We start from the raw sequence: 23,317 nt of genomic DNA, 5'->3' as shown, positions 1-23,317 counted from the left end.
CAACGGCCTTAAACCGGAGCAGCCCGATCGCCCGTTTTAAATTATACTAAAGTGAGATTTCATAGCCGGGATGCGTAGAGGGCCTCCGGTGCAAAACGGCAAACCAAGACGTTTGCCCCTTCCGGCATCAGCCGCGTTTGAGCAGGGGATGCCCGGCCCCGCTGTATATGCTTACTTATTTTCCGCGTGGGGCGGTGGCTTTCTTCTTTTCCTTTTTCTTCAGATATTCGCCGTTAAAAGAGCATTGCAATGCCCCCAGCCGGGAACCGCACCCCTCCACTTCTTCCAGCGAAACCCGGTCGTTTTCAAAAATAAAACGCAATACACAGGGATCTCCTCCCTGCCGGTATTCGGCAACAGTAGGTGAAGCAAACACCGCATCCCCTTTCAGTTCGCCCACACATTCCTTGTTATTTTTTTCCAGGTGGATGAAAAAACGCATCCGGCCTTCCCGCTGCCCATCGCGGATCGAAATCAGGTTCATCTTGTTATCGCCATAATCGCCGGAATACTTTTGCTTGCGCGCCAATGTATCAATCGGGTTGATCAGTTCTGTAAAACCATCACCCAGGCTGTCCGTCATAATCAGTGAGAAATTCCTGGCCGCCTCATTCAGTACAAAAACATCATGCCCGCTGATTTCGATATCGTTCGGCAACTTTTGGGTCAGGTCCTTATTGATATTCAGCCGCGCATCAATCGTTACGGAAATCGACACATTGGTATTGGGCGTTAGTTTTATTACCGGGATACCGGCAATGAACTGCTTTTTCTCATTATGCGCAGTAATCAGCAGCACCTTCCGGTCGCGGTCGATGCCCCTCGTTAGCAGGTAAAAGGTTCCTTTTCCCGCCTGTACCGCTCCTACCGGGTAATAGGCTGGATGTGCCCGGTTACCAAAAATCTTAAGCGTAATAGAATCCGGTATAAACTGGTGCAGGACTTCCGGCGCAATCCGCAGGGAATCGTTTTCCCGCGTGGGAAATGACGTGTCTCCATATACAAACGGAAGCGAAAGCGTTGGGTACGCATCCATAAATTCCTCTATGTTCACCGCCTCATCGCCGGTCATCTTCTTTTTCTTTTTTCCGCCACAGGCGATCAGGAATACGGCTGCCACAAACAGGCACCAGTATAAAGGTTTACGCATACTTTCAATTATACAACAAAATAAATAAAATCCCGGGCATCTGCATAAAAAATAAATTTTTTGCCCGGTCATAACCTTTTTTTAGATTTGTCTAAATTTTTATTTAGATGTCTTCAAATCTTTCGCATACGGAAGAAAATTATATAAAAGCAATTTATCACCTGGAGCAGGATGGTGCCCCTGTAGCAACCAACCATCTCTCGGAACTGCTAAAAACCGCGGCGGCTTCTGTTACCGATATGCTGAAAAAGCTCAAACAGAAAAAAATCGTTCATTATAAAGCCTATTATGGCTGCAATCTTACCGAGGCTGGCCGGAAGAGTGCACTAATGATCATCCGGCGGCATCGCCTCTGGGAATATTTCCTGTCAAAAAAGCTCGGGTTCAACTGGGATGAGGTACATGATATTGCGGAAGAGCTGGAACATGTAGGCAGCACCAGCCTCATCAACAAGCTGGATGCTTTTTTAGGTTTTCCCCGCATTGATCCGCATGGCGACCCGATTCCCGATGAAAAAGGACATATTGTTAAACGCACCCATAAACTGCTATCCGCGATCCCTCTGCAAACGCCGGTGGAAGTGGTTCAGATCGCCGATCAGTCTGCAGGTATACTGGAGCTGCTGGATGAAAAGCAAATAAAGATCGGCACCTTGCTGGAGGTCCGGAAACGGTTTGCCTACGATCAGTCGCTGGAAATAAAAACCGGAGGCAAGCAAACCATACAAATATCCAAAGAACTATCGCAAAACATTTTAGTAAAGGATCATGAATAAGCATCACTCCGATATTTCATTGAGCGAGGTACACCAATCGGTAGATACCACCCAATCCAACAAACCCAAATGGCGGCGGATCCTTTCTTTTTTCGGACCGGCCTACCTGGTAAGCGTGGGATATATGGATCCCGGCAACTGGGCCACTGATCTGGCCGGAGGCAGCCAGTTTGGATACAGCTTATTGTGGGTGTTGCTGATGAGTAACCTGATGGCACTCCTGCTGCAGAGCCTTTCCGCCCGTCTGGGAATTGTACGGCATAAGGATCTGGCGCAGGCCAACCGGGAAACCTATCCCCGCGGCGTCAATTTTATCCTGTACCTGCTGGCGGAGATCGCTATTGCCGCTACCGACCTGGCTGAGGTGCTGGGAATGGCCATCGGGTTGCAGTTATTAACCGGCATGCCCCTGATGTATGGCGTACTGATCACCGTACTGGACACTTTTTTGCTGATGCTGCTGCAACGGTTCGGAATGCGCAAACTGGAAGCTTTTGTTATCGGGCTGATCTTTATCATTGGCATGTCGTTCCTGGTGCAGATTATCATCGCATCACCCGATCCCCGGGAAATGGCCTCCGGCTTTGTACCCCGGATCCAGAATGATGCGGCCCTGTATATTGCCATTGGTATCATCGGTGCCACAGTAATGCCCCATAACCTCTACCTGCACTCGGCCCTGGTGCAGACCCGAAAATTTAAAAATACAGAGGAGGGGATCCGGAAGGCACTAAAATATAATTTCTGGGATAGCGCCATTGCCCTGAACCTGGCCTTCCTGGTCAATGCCGCCATCCTGGTACTGGCGGCCACTATTTTCTTTAAAACCGGCAGAACCGATGTAGCGGAGATCCGCCAGGCCTATGAATTGCTGCCCAGCCATCTCGGCAGCGACTTCGCGTCTAAACTCTTTGCCGTAGCATTGATCGCAGCCGGCCAAAGCAGCACTGTAACCGGTACGCTGGCGGGCCAGATCATCATGGAAGGATACTTAAAACTCCGGATCAATCCGCTGGTGCGCCGCCTGCTCACCCGGCTGATTGCCATTGTGCCCGCGGTGCTGGTCATTGGACTTTATGGTGAGAACGAAGTAGACCAGTTACTCATCTTCAGCCAGGTGGTATTGAGCATGCAGCTGGGATTTGCCATCATACCCCTGATCCATTTTGTAAGCGACCGGAACACAATGGGCATGTTTACCATTAAACCGGTTACAAAACTATTTGCCTGGATCATTACGGCGGTACTGATCTATTTAAACGGCCGCATGGTTACCGATGCGATCACCGGTTATTTTGCCACCACGGCCTCCTGGGGATGGAAGCTGCTGATCATCCTGGCCAGTACAGGGATACTGGTCCTGCTGGCTTATACCATCTTCTACCCTTTCAGTAAAAGAGGACTTAAAACCAGCTTCTCCCCGGTGCATCCGGAGCCGGAACCACTCGATCTTTCAACCGGCGCCAATACCTATGATACCATTGCTGTGGCGGTTGATTTTGGGAAAACCGACAGTGTACTCATCACCCAGGCATTAAAACAGGGCGGTGCCCAAACAAGGTTTGTACTGATCCATGTGGTGGAGAGTGTAGCAGCACGGTTCAATAACCGGGAAATAAAAGATGAAGAATCCAAAACAGATAAGGCCTACCTGGACGGGTATGCCAAGCAGATCCGCCAAAAGGGATACAAGGTCGTATGGGAACTGGGCTATGGCATTGCATCCCGCGAAATTCCCAGGATCGTTACCGATCAGCAGGCCAACCTGCTGGTAATGGGCGCACATGGGCACAAAGGCCTGAAGGATTTTATCTATGGCAGCACGATTAACAATGTGCGGCACCGGCTGAAGATTCCCATACTTATTATCGGAAATGAAATTGCCGGTTCAAAATAGAACATCCGGTTATAATGCCGCCGGATCTGGAATGGGTTCCCGCGTAACCCAATCACTTCCGGATCTGGTGAATAAAGTTTTCGAAAACATTCAGCTGTCCTTTCAAACTAACAAACAGCACAATAAAAACAATACCGAAAACGGCACCCCATAAATGTGCGCCATGATTAATGCGCCCGCCCCCCTGCCGGTCGAGATAGGCAGAAATCAGCAGGTACAATCCACCGAATATCCAACCGGGAATGTCTACGGGCAGAAATAAAAAGCGAATGGGAAGTGTAGGAAATAACACGATACACGCAAAGATCACCGAAGAAACAGCGCCGGAAGCTCCAAGACTTTTGAAGTAATAATCATCCTTGTGCTTGAAATAATCCGGCAGACTGGCCACTACAAGCCCTCCAACATATAAGCCAGTAAAATACATCGGCGCATCTGCCCCGAAAACCCGGTCGTCGGGGAAAAAATAAGTTTCAAGGGCTATACCAAAAGAATACAACGCAATCATATTAAACGCCAGGTGCATCAGATCCGCATGGATCAAACCATGCGTAATAAACCGGTAGTACTGGCGGTTCCGGGAAATGGCAGGTCCGAAAAAAATAAGGTTATCGATCACTTTTGAACTGCTGAACCCCCAGAGGGAAACGGCCACGGTAATAATGGTGATAATGAGCGTAATGGTTATTTCCATGCGCTAAAAATAGCGACAAATTCCCATTTCTCATTTCTAATTTCAGGAATGATGGTATTTTTCATTTTTCATGATGGTACAGGCCCGGTATACCTGTTCTGCCAGAATGAGACGCACCAGTTGATGCGGAAAAACCAGCTGCGATAAACTCCATAAGGTATTGGCCCTTCTCAAAACGGTTTCATCCAGTCCGTACGCACCGCCTATCAAAAAAATAATGCGCCGCGTGCCGGCATTGGCACGTCCCTGTAAAAATGTGGCGAGCCCTTCGGAGCTCATCTGGCGGCCCCGTTCCTCTAACGCAACCAGATAATCTTCCTTTGCAATTTTGGGAAGGATCACCGCCGCTTCCTTTTTTTTCAGCTCCGTGGCACCAAGATGTGCCGCATCTTTCGGCACCGGAATCAGCTCCCATTCCAGCCGGAAATAATTCCCGATGCGGCCGGAAAACTCCTCTACTCCTTCTTTCACATAAGCCTCATGCTGCTTTCCCAACGCCCAAAAAGCTATTTTCATGTACGCAGATTTACGAATTAGTACAGCGATCAAAAATTCAAACAAGATTGTCAAGGATCATACCAAACAATTATGTGCAAAAAAAAGAGTTACATTATCTGTAACTCCTTGATCTTAAGTGACCCCGTCAGGATTCAAACCTGAAACCTTTTGATCCGTAGTCAAATGCTCTATTCAATTGAGCTACGGGGCCGTTTTGTGGGGGGCAAAGATAAGTATTTCTTTGGTTTCAACAAAAAGACTGCAAAAAAACTTTTTGCTTTTTTGACATCTCTTTTTCAATAGCGGGCTGACGCAGTTTTATAACCGGTGTCAGCAATCCTTGCGGATCCGCAGATACCCGCCCACTGACCATGCCTTAGCGGTTGTTGAATAATGCATCCGCGGCTTCCCAGTTTACCACCTGCCAATAGGCATTCAGGTATTCGGCGCGACGGTTCTGATACCGGAGATAATAAGCATGCTCCCACACATCTACTCCGATAACAGGCGTACCCTTTACTTCCGCCACATCCATTAACGGATTATCCTGGTTGGGCGTAGAAGTAATCGCCAGTTGACCATTATCTGTAAGCACCAGCCATGCCCATCCCGAACCGAAGCGCGAAACAGCTGCTGCCTGAAATTGTTCCTTGAACGCTTCGAAAGAGCCAAAGCGTTGATCAATAGCAGCCGCCAGTGTTCCAACGGGTACCCCACCTCCGTTTGGTGAAAGGCTCGTCCAGAAAAAACGATGGTTCCAGTGTCCCCCGGCGTTATTGCGCACAGCCGGACTAATGGAACCCGCAGCAGCCACAAGTGCCTCCAGCGTTTTTTGCTCATGCTCCGTTCCGGTAACAGCCTTATTCAGATTATCAACATATGCCTGGTGATGTTTGCCGTGATGGATCTGCATCGTTGCCGTATCGATATGAGGTTCCAGTGCATCGTATGCATAGGGCAACGAAGGTAATTGATGTGTCATGTGATTCTTTTTTTGGTGAATGTTTTTAAACGATCAGGATCCCGCACCCGGTCTGCCTCTGACAACAGTAGCGTATCAGGCCCGCCGGATCTGCAATACCCTGATCTTACTTTACCATTCAAAGATAAATAAAAGCATTTAATAAACAAAGTAAATACTTTGTTTATTAAATATACAAAGATTGCTTACATACGATTGTCATGTGCAGCAACTGGGGGCTGCTGCTGGATATTTTTTTGTGGTCTTCAGAATTGCTGAAGCTATATCACCGGCAACATCATGCCTGGTCGGCAGTACTTAATCTTTGTTAAGGAAGTGGCTGATCATATTTGCGGCAATTTCCGGCATGGGGTTTCTGGCCTCTCTTGTAAAAATTTCCCCGATAAAGGATCCGTGATTTCCCGGTAGTACGGCCAGGCGGGCACCGGGTATCTGCTTCCACATGTCAACCGTATGTGGCACCGTAATCACATCCTGGTCACCAACCATCAACAGTGCAGGTGCTTTTATGCCATTCAGCAGCGCTTCCGGCACATCCTGAAACATCAGTCTTTTCGCCCGGTCTTTCTCAAACATATTTAACAATCCTTCCGGATCGGGATTCACATCGAGGTAGGCGTTTTTTAACGGTGCTGGCATATCGGCAAATATAGCGGCTTCCAGTCCCTCAAAAAATCCCGGAACCATCCCCGACCTTTTATAATTGCCGGAGATCAATACCATTTTATGAACGAGCTCCGGGTACCGGATGGCGATCTCCATTGCTGTACAGGCGCCATCACTAAACCCTGCAATATTCGCCTGGGGCACCTGCAACAGTTCCAGCAATGCCTGCACATCCCCCGCATCCTGCCGGAACGATTCCGGCGTATCCCGGTCGCCTGTGCGGCCATGCGCCTGCAGCTCCATGGCGATAACCCGGTACTGGGTTGTAAAAAACGGCAGCAACAGTTCCCAGTTGGAAGGAATGGTAGACCCACCGCCATGCACCAATACCAGCGGGATACCGGCTGCATTTCCGTGGATTTCATAATACATCCGGATTCCGTTAATGCTTGCATAATGGCCGGCAGGCATGGTCTTTTGATCCGCTTTCATTGATTTTATATTTAAAGGTTACGCTGTTCAACCTTCAGGAAGTAATAATGATAAAAGTAAAAAAGAAAAAGCTGCGGCACCGGTGCGAATGCGTCAGATTCAGCGGCAAAAATGACAATCGGATCTCAGGAGCGTTGTTGTTACCACGCGGGTTATGCTCATGCAACCATGCACCTACCTCCCGAATGCGGTAAACGTTCGAAGGCATTATACCGGTAACGAAATTCCAAGGCATACCATCCGCATCCATGTTCCTCACCAGGAGCTGGTCCGCAAACCGGTGCAGCATGGCCCCCGAAGCGATAGCAGGCACGCAACGACGGTCATTGATCCCTGGGATCCGCTATTCTTATTCAAACGCCAGTTTGTACGAGCGGGTTCTTCCATACCCTCTAAGGATCAATTCCCCGTCCGTCAGTTCAATAATTCCAAACGCGTTGGCATGCTCGGTTTCAATCATTCCCTCCGTTACGATAAACGGTATTTTACCCTCATAGCAAAAAGCACCGGTATGATGATGCCCGGCAATAACCGCCTTTACACAGGAATATCCGGAAAGCAGGGATACCACTTCTTTATCATTCAAGGCAGTGAGCCCGTCTGCACAACTGAACGGATGATGAGAAAAGATGAGTACCCGCTCTCCCTTCTTCTGTGCCGTTTGCAGTATAGACTTTAACCAGCTGAATTGAGCGCTGCTGATGCCTCCGTTGTATTCCGCTCCGTTATGCGCCTTATCTGCCCTTATCCGCTCCATCATGTTGCTGAGTTCCTTTTCCTTCCAGGTTCCGGTTACATTGGAGTAAGCCGCCACTTCATTTGTATTCAACATTACAAAACGCCAGTTTCCTTTTTTAAAAGAATAGTATTCCCCCGGCATATGAAGCTTTTTGTACAGCGTTTTATTATCCGCTACACCCTTATAATCATGATTGCCCGGTGTTGTATAAAGCTGCCGTTTCAGCTTTTTCAAACGCTGCAGCACCGGTTCCAGGTCTTGCGGATTACGGTCAGTAATATCGCCCAGGTTGATGGAAAACGCCACCTGTTGGTGATTAAGCGTGTCAATACAATCTTCCAGCTTCTTTAAAGAATTTCGGTAAAAGCGAGTACCTCTTGTATCACAATCGCCGTACTGGATATCTGCGATCAGCCCGAAACGGATCCCGGATCCGCCGGCCTGTCCATGGGTAAGGTGTATACTCAGCATCAGGATGCATAACAGCCATATGGCCCGGTTCTTTTTCATAATTGTTTCTGTTAAAAATTTGAAATTTCTTTAAATCATTTATTTCCTGCAATATAATACCCTCCGGCCTACTTTTATCGTCATCAAATGATCAACCGTTTGCACCATTTTATGATCGGCATCGTTCCTTAGCCTTTTCCGTTATTTCCGGCCGGCGTTTGCCCCGGGCAAACAATAGTTGTGCTTTATTCTTCAGGAACATTTTATGAAAGCAGACGCCGGCAAATGCCCACTGCTGAAAATATTTTCCCGGTTTTTAAAGTAAAAACAAATCACCTCCGTCTTCTATAGAAACAACGGTTTTAAAATTAAAAAAAGAAAAAATGAAACACAAAATCCTGTTCATTCTTCCACGACTCGCCGGGCTTACGTTGCTGATCGGTCTGGCATCGCTGGTATTATTCCTGCTCTTTAAATTATTACTATTGGCAATCGGGATCAGCGTACTTGTGCTTATTGCCGGTAAAATCATTTCAAAGGCCCGTCAAAAATGGGCTGAGGGTAACGGCCTTGAGTGGAGCGGCAACCCTTATTTTACAGAGCTGCAGCATAACGGCTCACTGCAGCCCATTACCCATCACAAACGCCAGGGCACTCCTGCCATTATTCCCATTCATTAATTGTTTATTAAACACAAAAACAAAAAAGTCATGTTTACAGATCAATCCATAGGCGGTCATACACAACAACAGTTCGATTCCCGCTTTAAGCAACAACGGTGTTTCTTTGGAAAAAAATTTGGTGGTCGTCCGTTCGGTGGCGGACATCCCTGGATGCACAAATTACAAGGATACATGAACGGCTCAAAACCTGTTAATATTGAAGAAACTGAAACGGCCTTTATCATTTCCCTGTATGCAGCCGGACTTCAAAAAGAGCATTTTAAAATTTCAGTTAAGGAAGATGTGCTTACCATCCGTTATGACGCTCCGGGGCAGGCAGAAACAGGGAATTACGTTTACCAGGAACATCAGCCGGCAAACTTTGAACGTTCTTTCCAGTTGAGCGATAAAGTACTCACGGATGCCATCAATGCGAGCTATACCGATGGTGTGTTAAAAATCATATTTCAGAAAAACCCGGAAACCAATAAACCCGGGCAGGAAATAAACATCGCATAACGCAGCTTTACAAAGAGGTCGTATCAAAAGGCCGTTCATAATGAAATGTCATTCCGGCATCGTTTGGAATTCATTACAGTATGGAGCGCGTTGATACGGCCTCCTTTTATTTTATCGCCCAATACACTTGCATTCCCGAATACTTTGCAAACAGGTACAGAACAATTCCTGTTATGATCAATGCAATAACCAGGTATCACCCGGAATCGGAACCGCCCCTTTGCTCTTTGTTATAATGATCCTCATTGATACTTTTTTGTGATGGTCCCGGCTGTTTTACCCCTGCTCCGGCAGGCATCGTTGAAGCCGCTTCTTTTTTGCGAACATTATACCTGCTCGTATGCGCTTTTATAATATCGGCCTGTGGAACACCTGAAAAAAATCTTCAAGCGCTTTATCCAGTGCAGCATCATTTGGTACTTCATCATTGCACAATGCATCAAATACGGCCGCAACCTGGTCCCATCCGACATCGCCCGGGTGTACAGTTTTTCGGTTAACAGCATCCTTCCCATACACCATTTGAAGTTCCGCGACGGCAATGCCCGCTTCCATTGTATCCACATAGTCTTTCGCTGCTTTTAATCCCCAGCCCGTGTCTTTCACACGCAACGTCGCTACTTTCCGGCCTGTTTGTATCAATCGGCAACATCAGATCCGGGCGGATGGTCATTAAAAATTGTGATGGTTCTTTCATGTTATCAAAGACCCATCACTTAATAAAACCGGTGGCGTTATCCTGGTCGTTATTAACAATTATAAAACCGGCTACTTCCGTTCAAACCGCATCACAGCTATATCACCCATAATCAGGTGCAGTGTATTCCCCGTTATATCGTATTTGGTAACGGTTTTCAGGGTATTAAAAAAGGTAGATTCACCTGCCCCCTCACAGTACATTTTTGTACTTGCCGGATCTTTAAACCGGATCGAATGATCATTTATAGAAAAAGAGAGGGTATAGCGGTTACAACTGCTATTTCCACTGGCAGTGGTTTGTGGCAGGTTAAAAACAATAGTAGGACGTTTACGGGGATACAAACCTTCAAATGCGATCCGCGAACCGGATATATAATTGAGTTCCCAGGTGCCATTTAAAGCACTGCTTTCCTGCCCGCTCGTTACAGCCCGGAAACGCGCCAACGGCGCCATTCTTGCCTTATTGAGCGAAAGCTCATTGTTCCGGATGGTATAGTTATCTGCAGACTCGAGCGCCCTTATCAGACCTTGTTCCATCTCCATATGATCGCAGGCCATCAACGTTGATGCCCCAAGCCTGAAACGGATGCGGCCATTGTCTTGCAGTGTAAACGTTCCCCCCAGCCCGTTACAGCCCGCCGAAGCGCTAAACCTCGAATCACTGCTTTGTAATTGTAAAAACGGCTCTTTGTGATTGATCTGATCCGGCACCGGTTTGCCCGCCAGTTCCGTCAGCTTCCATCGTTGTTCCAGGATGGTGCCGGAGGGTGCGCCTGCCGCCGGTCGTTTTGACGTATTACATGCGGTAAGAATGATGGTGCCGAGCGCTGCGAAAATGAAAATTGCTTTTCTCATGATAACAGGTTTTAAAGTTCACAGGAATATTTGAGCACTGCAAAGATAGAGCAATTATTAAAGGCATTGCAGCTTCGCTTCCTGCAATTCAGGCCTTAAACGGTTATCGTTCATTGCAGCGGCGCCACTTATAAAGCATACCCACCACTGAGAAAGGCCGTCGGCAAGAAAGATATTTTCCGGGTATTTCGTCAAATACCTGACATAAAAAAAGGGCTGCCGGATAGAGGGCAACCCTGTGGTTAGCAACGGCGCTTTTCTAAGGTGTTATACTACGGTTTTACGGCGCCACGGTACTCCGGTGACCGCCAGACAGGAGCAATAATTCCTGCACCTGTATTTCTGCGTAATAACGCTTTTGGCCATTTTTGTCCTCGTATTGACGGTTGACCAGCTTTCCCTCAACAGCAACCTCCCGCCCCTTTTCCAGGTATTTTGCGGCAATGTCTGCAAGCTTGCCCCACACTACCAGGTTATGCCATTGCGTTTCGGTTACCTTTTCGCCCTTGGTGTTTTTATAACTCTCATTGGTGGCGAGACTAAAACGGGCCATTTTTTTCCCGCTGGCAATTGCTTTTACTTCCGGTGCACTGCCTAAATGACCGATCAGTTGAACTTTGTTTTTGATTGTGTACATAACGTTGGTTTTTGGGCCTTTCGGCGATGATCATATTTGCTATTCCGGCTGAACCGACAGCGCTATCGGCTTCAACAACCCAAAGATGCGTTTCTCCGGAAGTATTATCCGGTTATTAAACGTTTACTTACGTAAGTAAACGTTTATAAGCGTTTACAAACACTTATAATAGAATAATTTTGTATATTGTAGAAGGAAAATCAAGTCATTATGCCAAACACCGACGCCCCAGGAAAATTATGCCTTTCCTGTCAAAAACCCATAAAAGGGAGAGCTGATAAAAAGTTCTGTGATGATTTTTGCCGTAATCAACACAATAACGCCATGAAAAGCGGCCCCGAGAAACTGATCCGGAACATTAATGCCATTCTTCGGAAAAACCGGAAAATACTGCAGGAACAATTGAAGCAAACAGAAAAAACAATCGCTATACATCGCGACAAATTACGATTGGCCGGATTTCAGTTTAAATACATGACCAACCAGTATCAAACAAAAAAGGGACATACATACTTTTTTTGTTACGACTATGGGTACCTGTTGCTGGAAAACGACTGGCTGCTGGTAGTCAGAAAAAAGTGATGAAGCACCATTTACAGATGCGGTACCAGCATGGTCTGCAATCGCACAACGCCCCCTTTGCCGGTGACGGCACGGGCATTCTTAACAGAAGATGCTGCAGCCCGTTTTTGCGCCTTGTTAAAACTTTTTAATTCCCCTTACCCGCATTTGCAGGGTATAAATACTGGTTCCGGCGGTCATAAAAAGCAGGTTGCGGTGCTTGCCTCCAAAACAAATATTGGCGGTCCATTTTTCGGGAACTGGAATATAGGCGATCCGGCGGCCTTGTGGATCAAACACAGTAACGCCGTTACCGCTGAGATAGAGGTTTCCTTTTTCATCCAACGTAATACCATCTGCCCCCTGGGCGGCAAACACTACTTTATCGGCCAGGGAACCGTCCTTACGAATCCGGAACCGGTATATTTTATTGTCTTTTATATCCGCTACAAAAAGTACGTTGCCATCTCCAACAATCCCATTGGGCTTTACCAGCTCATCGGTAACCACAACCGGTTGCTTTGCCCCGGGAGGCAGGTAATAAACTTTCTGCTGCGGGATCTCCTGCTCCGTACGCGTCCAGTATTTTCGCTGATAATACGGGTCTGTAAAATAGATACCGCCCTTTTTATCGATCCAGAGATCATTGGGACCGTTCAGCCTTTTACCGTCAACCTTGCCCAGCAGCACGGTAACTTTTCCGGCCGGGGTAATGGACCAGAGCTCATTTTGCGCATCGGCACAGGCAATGATATTTCCCTTTGCATCCATATCCAGGCCATTCGAACGGCCGGCGACCGACATAAACTCCGTAAGCGTTCCGTCGAGGTTGTACCGCCATATCTGGTCATTGGGCTGATCCGTAAAATAAATGTTGCCGGCTTTATCTGCCACGGGTCCTTCTGTAAAAGAAAAACGGGAGCTTATCTTTTGCAACACCGCACCTTTTGCCATAATTCCTAAAGAATCCATGAGGGTTGTTGCCGGTTGTTGGGCAACCACCACCAGCTGCATGAAAAGCAGTCCGCAAAGCATCAAATTTCGCTTCATAATCCGAGCTTAAAAATCATCTGTATTCGTGTAAAATATCCGTTTGTATAAATAAAAATAACAGCACCGTTATCGCCGCAACAAACTAAAATCCTTCCTTAACAAGCCGCGCCGGATCAATCTTCAATGCCAGCAATTCCCGTTCCACCGCGTCCATCATGGGTGGTGGGCCGCATAAATACACATAGGCCTCCTGATCCGGGATCATTTTTTGCAGAAGATCGCCGGAGATATAACCATGCGCATAGCCCGGAATTGTTTCATCCGACAGTACATTTACAAAATGTGCTCCGAGCAGCGCGCGCAACTCCGCTTCATGTATAATATCGGCTTTCTTTTTATTGGCAAAAAGCAACCGGTTATTTCCGATGCGATGCTCTTTGTCCAGCTGGCGCAAAATGGCCAGAAAAGGTGTAAGTCCTGCACCTCCGGCAATAAATATTCCCTCTCCCTTATAAGCTATTTCACCAAAAACATCATTCAATAACAGGCCGTCACCGGCCTGCAGTTGCAGCAGTTCTGCCGTAACTCCTTTTCGTTCGGGATATGTTTTTATTGTAAATTCCAGGTAGTTGTCATCAGGCAGCGAAGTAAAGGTGAATGGCCGCCCTTCTTCCAGCCAGCCCTCGCGGTCGATAAAGACCTCCGTTGCCTGTCCGGGTGTGTATTCCAACGCTTCGGGTTTGTTAACCCGTATGCTCAGCACATCGTGCGTTACGTGTGCAATTGACCGTATTTTTACAGGATATTTCATGACGACCGTTTAAACAAGTAGCAGCTGTAAGCCGTCCTTCTAAGTTACAACAATTTGTTTATTGATGGGGCGGGAATCCCGTATCTGCATTGTTACTGCCGGAAGTTTTTCAAAGGATATGCTGTTCCTCCATCCATTTCTTTAATACATCCATCCATTTCACATCCGAAGTTTTATTCCGCATGCCAAATCCATGACCGCCTTTTTCATAGTAAAACACGCGGGCGGCTACCTTATTTTTTAACAACGCCTCATAATATAGCTCACTATTTTGCCAGGGTACAGTACGGTCGTCCTTTGCATGCACCAGAAAGGCTGGAGGTGTTTTTTTATTTACCCGGAGTTCATTGGAATATTTTTGAATGACCGCTGTTGCCGGCGTTTTTCCGATCAGCCGTTCCCGGCTGCCCCGGTGGCCCAGGCTGTCATTAAAACTGATCACCGGATAAATGAGTATTGAAAAATCAGGGCGTAATGCCGTTTTCTTGGGATTCGTGATCACGGCGTCCATATAATGTGTGGACAGCGTGGATGCCAAATGTCCTCCGGCAGAGAACCCCATGATCCCGATCTTATGCGGGTTTATATTGTATTCAGCAGCGTGTTCGCGAACCCATTGTATGGCACGTTCTGCATCCTGCAGCGGACCAATCGATTTATCGGTCATAATACGATCATCCGGCAAGCGGTATTTTAACACGAAGGCGGTTACCCCCATGTCGTTAAACGCCCTGGCCACATCCACACCTTCATGACTAATGGCCAGGATCGAATACCCGCCGCCCGGACAGATGATCACTGCCGGCTGTTTGCCGGAACCGCCTTCAGCTTTATACACAGCTATCGAAGGCTCAGATACATTACTGACCCTCGTAATACCATCTGCGCCTGTTACCGACTTTTCCAGGTTCTCAGCAGGTATGCTGTTTGGAACGGTTGTATATAAAGGAATTTCCTGTTGGGCATTTGTCATTGCATGGAGCATTACAGTAGCCAGCAAGCTCATCGTTAATTGTTTCATTGATTCCGTTTTTTAAATATCCGCAGCCTTTTGCATCGCCGGTTATGCGTAACCGGATCAGTCCTCAAAATAATCCCTGGCCATATGCCAGAAGGCATCCAGTGCAATCAAATGCTGTTTTAAAAAAGAAATAATCGCCGGCCAGTCGTTCTTATCAAAAATATTCACATCCTCTTTCTGGATAACGATCCGGGAAATGGGCTGACCAGTTTCATCATAAACCGTTTCCTGCCATGTCCACGTACCATTCACCATTTCTGAAAAAACCGGCTTTAGCGATACCAGTTTCTCCAACGCCATCAACCGGTCCGGTGCTGCCGGATGCGTAAGCTCAATAGCTACCGTAGCAACTTTTTTAGTTACATCCGTTCTGAAGTAAATATGCTTGATCCCTGTTTTATAGTTGACCCAGTTTATCTTTTGGCCATTGGCGTTTAAAACCGGCTTCAGATACATACCCAATGAGGTCCAGAATTCCTTCTTAATTAAAGCGGCCTCCTGCTTACTATACATACTTATTGTATCAATTATTTGAAACCCTGTTCCTGTAATTCTTAAACAGGCTCTGCCAGCGCAGGTTCAATACCCCCAGTATCCCCTCCTTCAAAATGCCTTTGCTCATTTTTGATTGTCCCTCCGTACGGTCCTGGAAAATGATCGGTACTTCTTTTATCTTAAACCCAAGCTTCCAGGTAGCATACTTCATCTCGATCTGGAACGCATATCCTACAAAGCTGATATTGTCGAAATTTATGGCGCGCAGCACTTTTGCGGTATAGCACATAAACCCGGCCGTGGGATCTTTTACGGGCATCCAGGTGATCATGCGTGTATATAACGAGCCGCCCCTGGATATGAATACCCGGTCCGCCGGCCAGTTTACGATGCCGCCGCCTTTTACATACCGGCTTCCGATGGCCAGATCCGCCCCTTCCACACAAGCCTGATGCAAACGGACCAGGTCTTTCGGATTATGCGAAAAATCGGCGTCCATTTCAAATACAAATTGGTATCCTTTGTTCAAACTCCATTTAAACCCATGAATATAGGCGGTACCCAGTCCCAGTTTTCCGCGGCGTTCTTCCAGGAACAGCCGCCCGTTATAGGGCTCCTGCAATGCCTTTACAATGTCTGCCGTTCCATCCGGGGAACCATCATCCACAATCAGCACATGAAAGTTGCCCTCAAGGTCCATTACGGCCTCGATGATCCGGGCTACATTCTCCTTTTCATTATATGTGGGTATAATAACAACTTTATCCACGCTGTCCTTTCATTCAGTAATAACATGAAAGACCTTTGCCGGGTCTAGTTTTTTTTCAGTTTGCTGCGGGTAAATATCTCCGTCAGTTTTTGCTTGGTGTGCTGGGGAAAATCGCCCTTCATCATCCAATCGTAATACTGAGGCTCCGCCTTCAGGATATCCGCAACCGATTTCCCCTTGTATTTTCCAAAGTTGAAAACCTCTACGCCATTGTCCATAATAAACCGGCGCGCAAAATCTACAATCACTTCTTCACCGATGGCTTTATTGATCGATTCTACTGAGGTTCCCAATTCAGGATACCGGGCGATCTGGGCGATCAGCACCTCGTGCGTAGCAGAAGCATCCGCCTCGGCCGAATGCGCTCCGTCCAGTACTTTATCGCAATAGAACCGGTAAGCAGCCGCCAGGGTACGCTGCTCCATTTTATGAAAAATATTCTGTACGTCTACAAGCTTGCGCCCCCGCATATCAAAATCAACCCCTGCACGCAAGAACTCTTCTACCAGCAGGGGTACGTCGAAACGGTTGGAGTTGTAGCCTGCAAGGTCACAACCATCCAACACCTGTTTCAGCTCCTGGGCCACCTGTGCAAATGTGGGAGCATCCTTTACCATTTCATCGGTAATCCCGTGTATATCGGTATTGGCTTTTGGAATGGGCATTTCCGGGTTGATCAGTTTTCTTTTTACATTCCGCGTTCCGTCGGGCAAGATTTTCACAATGGCAATTTCTACGATGCGGTCGGAACCCAGGTTCACGCCTGTGGTCTCCAGATCAATAAAAGCAAGGGGCTTGGTAAGTTGTAACATGTATCCTTTTTAAAACTTTAAAGATAGGGCATTTTCTGCTGCAGCTGAATTTCTCTGCTCAAAATTTTCTACCAAAAAAGTGGGAAATCACAATTTTCATATATATTTGCACCGCAATGAAAATTTTAGTACATATCCATCATCATTTTACAGACTTGCCCATGTAAGCCCGGTGGTGTTATGTATCCAAATTATAGAAAAAGGCTTACAAATTTTGTAAGCCTTTTTTATTTAAAAAAATAAAAAACCATGCAGGAAAAATTAAGAATTGCGGTTCAAAAGTCGGGCAGACTTAGCGAAGATTCGTTAAAGCTGTTAAAAGAATGCGGGATCGGTGTGCCCAATGGCAACAACCAGCTAAAGATCAATGCCGAAAATTTTGATGCGGAGATCCTCTTTCTCAGGGACGATGATATTCCCGAGTATGTGCAGGACGGAGTGGCAGATATCGGTTTTGTAGGAGAAAATGTGGTCCTCGAAAAGAACAAGGCCGCCGAAATCGTGGAGCGCCTGGGGTACGGCAAATGCCGGCTTTCCATTGCCCTTCCCAAGACCCGGAAAAAACTGGCCATAAAAGACCTGGATGGTATGAAAATCGCTACCAGTTACCCTTTTATCCTGAACAAATGGCTCAAACAAAATAAGATCAAGGCCGATATCCACGTGATCAGCGGATCTGTGGAAATTGCTCCGCGGATCGGGCTGGCAGATGCGATCTGCGACCTGGTAAGCTCCGGCAGCACCCTGTTCAGCAATGAGCTGTATGAGTTTGAAACCATCCTGAAATCAGAAGCCGTGCTTATCTCGGGCAAAAAACTCAGCCCGGCCCGCAAAGAATTGCTGGGAAAACTACTGTTCCGGATCCGTTCCGTAAGAAAAGCAAAGTATAATAAATACGTAATGCTGAACGCCCCGAATAAAAGCATTGAAAAGATCTGTGCCTACCTGCCGGGTATCAACAGTCCCACCATTGTGCCGCTGGCCAAAAAAGACTGGAGCTCGATACATTCGGTAATCAGCGAATCCGACTTCTGGAATGTGATCGAAAATCTGAAAGCTGCCGGCGCCGAAGGTATCCTGATTATCCCGATTGAAAAAATGATCGAATAAGGCATCCGATGCTTGTAACGTGTAAAAATAAACGGCGTACATCAAATGAGTAATAGTGAAACTTTATAAATATCCCACCCGCGACTGCTGGCCCGAGATTGGCGCCCGCCCGCTTCAGGACAGCCGGAAGCTGATCCCGGCGGTAACTGAGATCCTGTCTGCCGTTCAAAAGAAAGGCGACGCAGCCCTGCGGGACTTCAGTAAAAAATTTGACGGGGTGGCACTTACATCCATCGCGGTAACACCCGCTGAAATAAAGGAAGCTGCCGCCCGCCTCACACCGCAATTAAAAGCAGCCCTGAAACAGGCAAAAAAGAACATTGAAACCTTTCACCGGTCTCAAAAAGAGTCCCGCCAGAAAATCGCTCCGATGGACGGCATTGCCTGCTGGCGCGAAAGCCGTCCCATCGAAAAGGTTGGCTTATATATTCCGGGAGGATCGGCTCCGTTATTTTCCACCGTGCTGATGCTGGGCCTGCCCGCCCGCATTGCCGGCTGTAAGGAAGTGGTATTATGTACCCCCTGTAACAAAGAGCAACAGGTGCATCCCGCTATTCTTTATGCCGCCTCTTTATGTGGCATAAACCAGATATTTAAAATCGGGGGCGCGCAAGCCATTGCGGCGATGGCCTACGGCACAGAAACCGTTCCGCAGGTTTTCAAAATTTTCGGACCGGGGAACCAGTACGTGACTACAGCAAAACAACTGGTACAGAACCAGGTGGCTATTGATATGCCTGCAGGCCCTTCGGAAGTACTGGTTATTGCCGATCAAACGGCCGATCCGGATTTTGTTGCGGCCGACCTGTTGGCACAGGCAGAGCACGGCCCCGATTCACAGGTGATCTGTATTACCACACAGGCCGGCATGGTAAAGAAGATTGAAAAAGCTGTAACAGCACAGCTGAAAAACCTGCCCCGGAAAGATATTGCCGCCAGGGCACTGGAACATTCACGGATGGTAGTGGTAAAAGACCTTAAAGAAGCCGTTCAATTGTCTAATTTTTACGCCCCCGAGCACCTGATCCTTGCCTGCAAGGTTACGGGCAAACTGTTAAACGAAATTACAGCGGCGGGATCCGTTTTCATTGGCAACCATTCACCGGAAAGTGTAGGCGATTATGCCAGCGGCACCAACCATACCCTGCCTACCAATGGTTATGCAGCAGCCTACAGCGGTGTTTCGCTCGACAGCTTCTGCAAAAAGATTACCTTTCAGCAGCTAACTGCAAAAGGCTTAAAAAATATTGCGGCTACCGTAACAACCATGGCAGAAGCCGAGGGATTACAGGCCCACAGCAATGCCGTTAAGTTAAGAATCGGCAATCCGCTTTCAGCAATCAGAAATCAGCAATAATATGGAGTTTAATTTAGAATACCTGATACGGGAAAACATCAAGAACCTGGCGCCCTACTCTACGGCCCGCCACGAATTCAGCGGCGAAGCCAGTGTAATGTTGGACGCCAACGAAAATGCCATCGGCTCACCGGTTACCCTGGATGTTAACGAACAACATGAGTTGCTGAACCGCTATCCGGATCCGGTACAAACAAAGCTTAAACAACGGATCAGTACCATTAAAGGACTTCCGGCGGAGCACATCTTTACCGGAAACGGAAGTGATGAGGCCATCGATGTACTGATCCGCATTTTTTGTGAGCCCGGCTTTGATAATATTATTACCCTACCGCCCACTTACGGAATGTATGGCGTGGCAGCAGCCATCAACAATATAAAAGTGAAAGAGGTCCCCCTTAATGCCGATTTCCAAATGGATATACAGGCCATTGCCGATGCTGTTGATGAATACACGAAGATCATTTTTATCTGTTCTCCCAACAACCCCAGCGGTAACAGTATTGCCCGCCAGGATATTGAAATGATCCTGAATAATTTTGACGGCATTGTGGTGGTAGATGAAGCCTATATCAATTATGCCAAACAAAAAACTTTGTCGCTTCAGTTAACGGACCACCCCAACCTGGTGGTACTGCAAACCCTTTCAAAAGCCTGGGGACTGGCCGCCTTACGGCTGGGAATGGCTTTTGCCAGCCGGGAGATCATCCAATTAATGAATAACGTAAAGTACCCGTACAATATTAATATTGCCACACAGGAACTGGCCTTACAGGGACTGCAAAACATCGACCAGGTAAATACCTGGATCCGCGATTGTATTGAGCAGCGCAACTGGCTGGAAAACGAGTTAAACCAGCTACCTTATATCCAAAAAGTATACCCGTCGGATGCCAACTTTTTGCTGGTAAAAATGACCGGCGCCAACGATATCTTTAAATACCTGCAGCAAAAAGGGATCATTGTGCGCAACCGCAGCAACGTTCCCGGATGTGCAGACTGTTTGCGTATTACAGTAGGCACAGAAAACGAAAACCGTATTTTAATTGATGCATTAAAGGCCTATAAGGTTGTTGAAACCCCATCAGTCTTTTAAACAAAGAATATGAAGAAAGTATTATTTATCGACAGGGACGGAACCTTGATTTACGAAGCACCGCCCACCTATCAGCTGGATTCCATTGATAAAGTAACTTTTTACCCCGGTATGTTCACCTGGCTGGGAAAAATTGCAAAGGAAATGGATTATGAACTGGTGATCGTAACCAACCAGGACGGACTGGGAACGGCCGCCTTCCCCGAAGAAACCTTCTGGCCCACGCAAAACCTGGTCATGCGCAACCTGGAAGCAGATGGCATCCATTTCAGCGAAGTGTTTATTGACCGCTCCTACCCCGAAGACAATGCCCCCACGCGCAAACCGGGCACCGGCATGCTTACCCGATACATCAACAACCCCGAATACGATCTGGCAGGATCCTATGTGATCGGCGACCGCATCACCGATATCCAGCTGGCAAAGAACCTGGGGTGCAAAGGCATCTGGCTGGTGCAGGATGAAACGCTGGGTGCCGCCGAGATCTCAGACTCAGTAAAAGAACTGGAAGCCACCATCGCTTTAAAGACCACCAGCTGGCAGGATATTTATGCCTTGCTGCAGCTGCAATCAAGAGTAGTGGAGCATGAACGCAATACCAATGAAACAAAAATAAAGATCCATATCAACCTGGACGGCACCGGTCAATGTTCTATTGATACCGGACTGGGATTTTTTGATCATATGCTGCACCAGCTCGGCCGTCACAGCGGTATGAACCTGGAAGTTGTAACCAAAGGCGATCTGCATATTGATGAACATCATACCATAGAAGATACGGCCATCGCCCTGGGAGAAGCATTGGCGCTGGCCCTGGGTAATAAAGCCGGTATTGAACGCTACGGTTTCTGCCTGCCCATGGATGATGCCCTGGTACAGGTGGCGCTTGACTTTGGCGGACGTCCCTGGCTGGTGTGGGACGCAACGTTCAACCGCGAAAAGATCGGTGAAATGCCTACCGAAATGTTTTATCATTTTTTCAAATCCCTCAGCGATGCGGCAAAAATGAACCTGAACATTAAAGCCGAAGGCGAAAACGAGCATCATAAAATCGAAGCCATTTTCAAAGCATTGGCAAAAGCCATTAAGATGGCTATTAAAAGAACACCGGGCAATAACCAGCTGCCCAGTACGAAAGGAATGTTATAAAACTGTTTAAAGTTGCACACGTATGTTCAACCTTGAATTTTAAACTTTAAACCCGGAACAAAAAAAGTGACTACTGTAATTATAAAATACAACGCCGGAAATATACAATCGGTACTCTTTGCGCTCGAACGCATTGGCGTAACAGCAACGGTTACCGACGATCCGGAAGCCATCCGCTCGGCAGACAAGCTTATTTTCCCGGGTGTGGGAGAAGCCAGCACCGCCATGAATTACCTGAAAGAACGGAGGCTGGATCAGCTGATCCGGGAGGCGCGGCAACCATTGCTGGGGATTTGCCTGGGGATGCAGCTGCTTTGTGCGCACAGCGAGGAAAACGATACGCCCTGCCTGGGCATTTTTGATGTGGCTGTGAAGAAATTTGTGAGCCCCGATTTAAAGATCCCGCAAATGGGCTGGAACCGCATCCACACCAAAGAAAATCCATTATTTAAAAATGTACAGCAGGATGCCTGGTGTTATTTTGTGCACAGTTATTATGCTGAACTGAATCCTGCCACCATTGCCAGTACCCGTTATGCAACAACGTTCAGCAGTGGGATACACCGGGATAATTTTTACGGCGTGCAATTCCACCCCGAAAAGAGCGCCGAAGCCGGAGAACAGATCTTAAAAAATTTTTTAGCAATTGGAGCTACCTCAAAATGAACAACTGCAAAAGCTGAATCAGACAGCCATCAGCCAGTTAACTTCATTATTAAAAAACAATACGATCAAACAAATTAAACAGACCAGCAATAAATGGAGATCATACCCGCAATCGATATCATAGAAGGGAAAGCCGTACGGCTGAGTAAAGGCGATTATACCCAGAAAAAAGTATACAACGAAAATCCCCTGGAAGTAGCGCTTCAGTTTGAAGATGCCGGTTTAAAACGCCTGCACCTGGTAGACCTGGACGGCGCAAAGGCCGGCCGGGTAACCAACTGGAAGGTGTTGGAAAACATCGCGGGCAAAACCGGGCTTGTCATCGACTTCAGCGGCGGGATCAGCAGCGAAAAAGATGTACAGATCACCTTTGATGCGGGGGCGGCATATGCCGCCGTAGGCAGTATGGCCGTTAAAAAACCGGTAGTGTTCCAGGACTGGCTGACCGCCTTTGGCGTAGAAAAATTCATCCTGGGCGCAGACGTGCTCGACGAAAAAATAATGATCAAGGGGTGGACGGAAGCAACAGAAATTAATATTTTCAATTTCCTGAAACATTACCGCACCAAAGGGATTCAGCAATTCTTTTGCACCGATATCAGCAAGGACGGTCTGCTGCAGGGAAGCGCGGATGATCTTTATAGAAAAATACTCGATGAAGTGGAAGACCTGAAGCTGATCGCCAGCGGCGGGGTCAGCAGCATACAGGACCTCGACAGCCTGCGGGCCATTGGCTGTAACGGTGCCATTGTAGGAAAAGCAATTTATGAGAATAGGATCAGTTTAAAAGAACTGACGCAATTCAATAGCTAAACCCAGAG

General features: G+C 47.4%; 26 protein-coding genes and 1 tRNA gene. 11 read left to right on the top strand and 16 right to left on the bottom strand.

The window, feature by feature from the left end:
- Nucleotides 1–175 precede the first annotated feature (175 nt).
- Complete coding sequence (locus LQ567_RS00295) at nt 176–1,150, bottom strand: hypothetical protein (protein ID WP_231001977.1); 975 nt, start codon at nt 1,148–1,150, stop codon at nt 176–178.
- Between the two features lie 107 nt (nt 1,151–1,257).
- Here LQ567_RS00295 and LQ567_RS00290 point away from each other — a divergent pair, with 107 nt between their 5' ends.
- Together LQ567_RS00290 and LQ567_RS00285 are read left to right on the top strand one after the other, a co-directional pair.
- Nucleotides 1,258–1,926 (top strand): metal-dependent transcriptional regulator, encoded by a 669-nt coding sequence (locus LQ567_RS00290; protein ID WP_231001976.1) that lies wholly within the window; start codon nt 1,258–1,260, stop codon nt 1,924–1,926.
- Complete coding sequence (locus LQ567_RS00285; protein WP_231001975.1) at nt 1,919–3,823, top strand: Nramp family divalent metal transporter; 1,905 nt, start codon at nt 1,919–1,921, stop codon at nt 3,821–3,823. Before LQ567_RS00290 ends, LQ567_RS00285 begins: the two co-directional genes overlap by 8 nt.
- A 52-nt stretch (nt 3,824–3,875) precedes the next feature.
- On the opposite strand, the gene LQ567_RS00280 is transcribed toward LQ567_RS00285, so the two are convergent.
- The 6 genes from LQ567_RS00280 to LQ567_RS00255 all read right to left on the bottom strand — a co-directional run bounded on the left by LQ567_RS00280 (nt 3,876) and on the right by LQ567_RS00255 (nt 8,344).
- Nucleotides 3,876–4,517, bottom strand: coding sequence for a rhomboid family intramembrane serine protease (locus LQ567_RS00280; protein ID WP_231001974.1), 642 nt, complete (start codon nt 4,515–4,517; stop codon nt 3,876–3,878).
- A gap of 42 nt (nt 4,518–4,559) precedes the next feature.
- On the bottom strand, nt 4,560–5,033 hold the full coding sequence (locus LQ567_RS00275; protein ID WP_231001973.1) for a 23S rRNA (pseudouridine(1915)-N(3))-methyltransferase RlmH: 474 nt from the start codon (nt 5,031–5,033) through the stop codon (nt 4,560–4,562).
- A gap of 119 nt (nt 5,034–5,152) precedes the next feature.
- A tRNA-Arg gene (locus tag LQ567_RS00270) sits at nt 5,153–5,226 on the bottom strand.
- A 165-nt stretch (nt 5,227–5,391) separates the two neighbouring features.
- Entirely contained in the window at nt 5,392–5,997 is a 606-nt protein-coding gene (locus LQ567_RS00265; protein WP_231001971.1) for a superoxide dismutase, read from the bottom strand.
- A gap of 297 nt (nt 5,998–6,294) precedes the next feature.
- The gene (locus LQ567_RS00260; RefSeq protein WP_231001969.1) at nt 6,295–7,095 is read right to left on the bottom strand and encodes an alpha/beta fold hydrolase; all 801 of its coding nucleotides are present in this window, start codon (nt 7,093–7,095) and stop codon (nt 6,295–6,297) included.
- 349 nt (nt 7,096–7,444) lie between these two features.
- Nucleotides 7,445–8,344: a metallophosphoesterase gene (locus tag LQ567_RS00255; RefSeq protein ID WP_231001968.1), complete on the bottom strand. Its 900-nt coding sequence runs from the start codon at nt 8,342–8,344 to the stop codon at nt 7,445–7,447.
- 323 nt (nt 8,345–8,667) lie between these two features.
- Between LQ567_RS00255 and LQ567_RS00250 the strand changes: the two genes are divergently transcribed.
- A complete protein-coding gene (locus tag LQ567_RS00250; RefSeq protein WP_231001966.1) occupies nt 8,668–8,964 on the top strand; it encodes a hypothetical protein in 297 nt (98 codons plus the stop codon).
- 30 nt (nt 8,965–8,994) lie between these two features.
- Nucleotides 8,995–9,465, top strand: coding sequence for an Hsp20/alpha crystallin family protein (locus tag LQ567_RS00245; RefSeq protein WP_231001965.1), 471 nt, complete (start codon nt 8,995–8,997; stop codon nt 9,463–9,465).
- Between the two features lie 348 nt (nt 9,466–9,813).
- On the opposite strand, the gene LQ567_RS00240 is transcribed toward LQ567_RS00245, so the two are convergent.
- The 3 genes from LQ567_RS00240 to LQ567_RS00230 form a co-directional block, all read right to left on the bottom strand.
- Complete coding sequence (locus LQ567_RS00240) at nt 9,814–10,077, bottom strand: hypothetical protein (protein ID WP_231001964.1); 264 nt, start codon at nt 10,075–10,077, stop codon at nt 9,814–9,816.
- Nucleotides 10,078–10,233: 156 nt separating this feature from the next.
- Nucleotides 10,234–11,019: an META domain-containing protein gene (locus tag LQ567_RS00235; protein ID WP_231001963.1), complete on the bottom strand. Its 786-nt coding sequence runs from the start codon at nt 11,017–11,019 to the stop codon at nt 10,234–10,236.
- Nucleotides 11,020–11,299: 280 nt separating this feature from the next.
- Entirely contained in the window at nt 11,300–11,656 is a 357-nt protein-coding gene (locus LQ567_RS00230) for a single-stranded DNA-binding protein (RefSeq protein ID WP_231001961.1), read from the bottom strand.
- A 324-nt stretch (nt 11,657–11,980) separates the two neighbouring features.
- On the opposite strand from LQ567_RS00230, the gene LQ567_RS00225 reads away from it, so the two are divergent.
- A complete protein-coding gene (locus LQ567_RS00225; RefSeq protein ID WP_231001959.1) occupies nt 11,981–12,238 on the top strand; it encodes an NFACT family protein in 258 nt (85 codons plus the stop codon).
- A 117-nt stretch (nt 12,239–12,355) separates the two neighbouring features.
- Here the strand turns inward: LQ567_RS00225 and LQ567_RS00220 are convergent, their stop codons facing one another.
- The 6 genes from LQ567_RS00220 to LQ567_RS00195 form a co-directional block, all read right to left on the bottom strand.
- Nucleotides 12,356–13,267 (bottom strand): SMP-30/gluconolactonase/LRE family protein, encoded by a 912-nt coding sequence (locus LQ567_RS00220; RefSeq protein WP_231001957.1) that lies wholly within the window; start codon nt 13,265–13,267, stop codon nt 12,356–12,358.
- Nucleotides 13,268–13,352: 85 nt separating this feature from the next.
- On the bottom strand, nt 13,353–14,021 hold the full coding sequence (locus LQ567_RS00215; RefSeq protein ID WP_231001955.1) for a ferredoxin reductase domain-containing protein: 669 nt from the start codon (nt 14,019–14,021) through the stop codon (nt 13,353–13,355).
- Nucleotides 14,022–14,130: 109 nt separating this feature from the next.
- Entirely contained in the window at nt 14,131–15,042 is a 912-nt protein-coding gene (locus tag LQ567_RS00210) for an alpha/beta hydrolase (protein ID WP_231001954.1), read from the bottom strand.
- A 57-nt stretch (nt 15,043–15,099) separates the two neighbouring features.
- A complete protein-coding gene (locus tag LQ567_RS00205) occupies nt 15,100–15,555 on the bottom strand; it encodes a DUF4268 domain-containing protein (RefSeq protein ID WP_231001952.1) in 456 nt (151 codons plus the stop codon).
- A 10-nt stretch (nt 15,556–15,565) separates the two neighbouring features.
- Entirely contained in the window at nt 15,566–16,306 is a 741-nt protein-coding gene (locus tag LQ567_RS00200) for a polyprenol monophosphomannose synthase (protein ID WP_231001950.1), read from the bottom strand.
- 44 nt (nt 16,307–16,350) lie between these two features.
- The gene (locus tag LQ567_RS00195; RefSeq protein ID WP_231001948.1) at nt 16,351–17,118 is read right to left on the bottom strand and encodes a 3'-5' exonuclease; all 768 of its coding nucleotides are present in this window, start codon (nt 17,116–17,118) and stop codon (nt 16,351–16,353) included.
- Nucleotides 17,119–17,367: 249 nt separating this feature from the next.
- Here LQ567_RS00195 and hisG point away from each other — a divergent pair, with 249 nt between their 5' ends.
- From hisG to hisA, 6 genes are all read left to right on the top strand, one after another.
- Nucleotides 17,368–18,228, top strand: a complete 861-nt coding sequence (hisG, locus tag LQ567_RS00190) for an ATP phosphoribosyltransferase (protein WP_231001946.1) — start codon at nt 17,368–17,370, stop codon at nt 18,226–18,228.
- Between the two features lie 55 nt (nt 18,229–18,283).
- Complete coding sequence (hisD, locus tag LQ567_RS00185) at nt 18,284–19,585, top strand: histidinol dehydrogenase (protein WP_231001945.1); 1,302 nt, start codon at nt 18,284–18,286, stop codon at nt 19,583–19,585.
- Nucleotide 19,586: 1 nt separating this feature from the next.
- Nucleotides 19,587–20,681 carry a histidinol-phosphate transaminase gene (gene hisC, locus LQ567_RS00180; protein WP_231001943.1) on the top strand — a complete coding sequence of 365 codons (1,095 nt, stop codon included), beginning with the start codon at nt 19,587–19,589 and terminating at the stop codon, nt 20,679–20,681.
- A 9-nt stretch (nt 20,682–20,690) separates the two neighbouring features.
- A complete protein-coding gene (gene hisB / locus LQ567_RS00175) occupies nt 20,691–21,830 on the top strand; it encodes a bifunctional histidinol-phosphatase/imidazoleglycerol-phosphate dehydratase HisB (protein ID WP_231001941.1) in 1,140 nt (379 codons plus the stop codon).
- 66 nt (nt 21,831–21,896) lie between these two features.
- Nucleotides 21,897–22,496 (top strand): imidazole glycerol phosphate synthase subunit HisH, encoded by a 600-nt coding sequence (hisH, locus tag LQ567_RS00170; RefSeq protein WP_231001940.1) that lies wholly within the window; start codon nt 21,897–21,899, stop codon nt 22,494–22,496.
- 93 nt (nt 22,497–22,589) lie between these two features.
- On the top strand, nt 22,590–23,309 hold the full coding sequence (gene hisA / locus LQ567_RS00165; protein WP_231001939.1) for a 1-(5-phosphoribosyl)-5-[(5-phosphoribosylamino)methylideneamino]imidazole-4-carboxamide isomerase: 720 nt from the start codon (nt 22,590–22,592) through the stop codon (nt 23,307–23,309).
- Nucleotides 23,310–23,317 lie beyond the last annotated feature (8 nt).

Origin of the sequence: Niabella pedocola (assembly GCF_021044425.1) — a bacterium.
Classification (GTDB): Bacteria; Bacteroidota; Bacteroidia; order Chitinophagales; family Chitinophagaceae; genus Niabella; species Niabella pedocola.
This window is presented reverse-complemented; position numbering and strand designations above follow the sequence as displayed.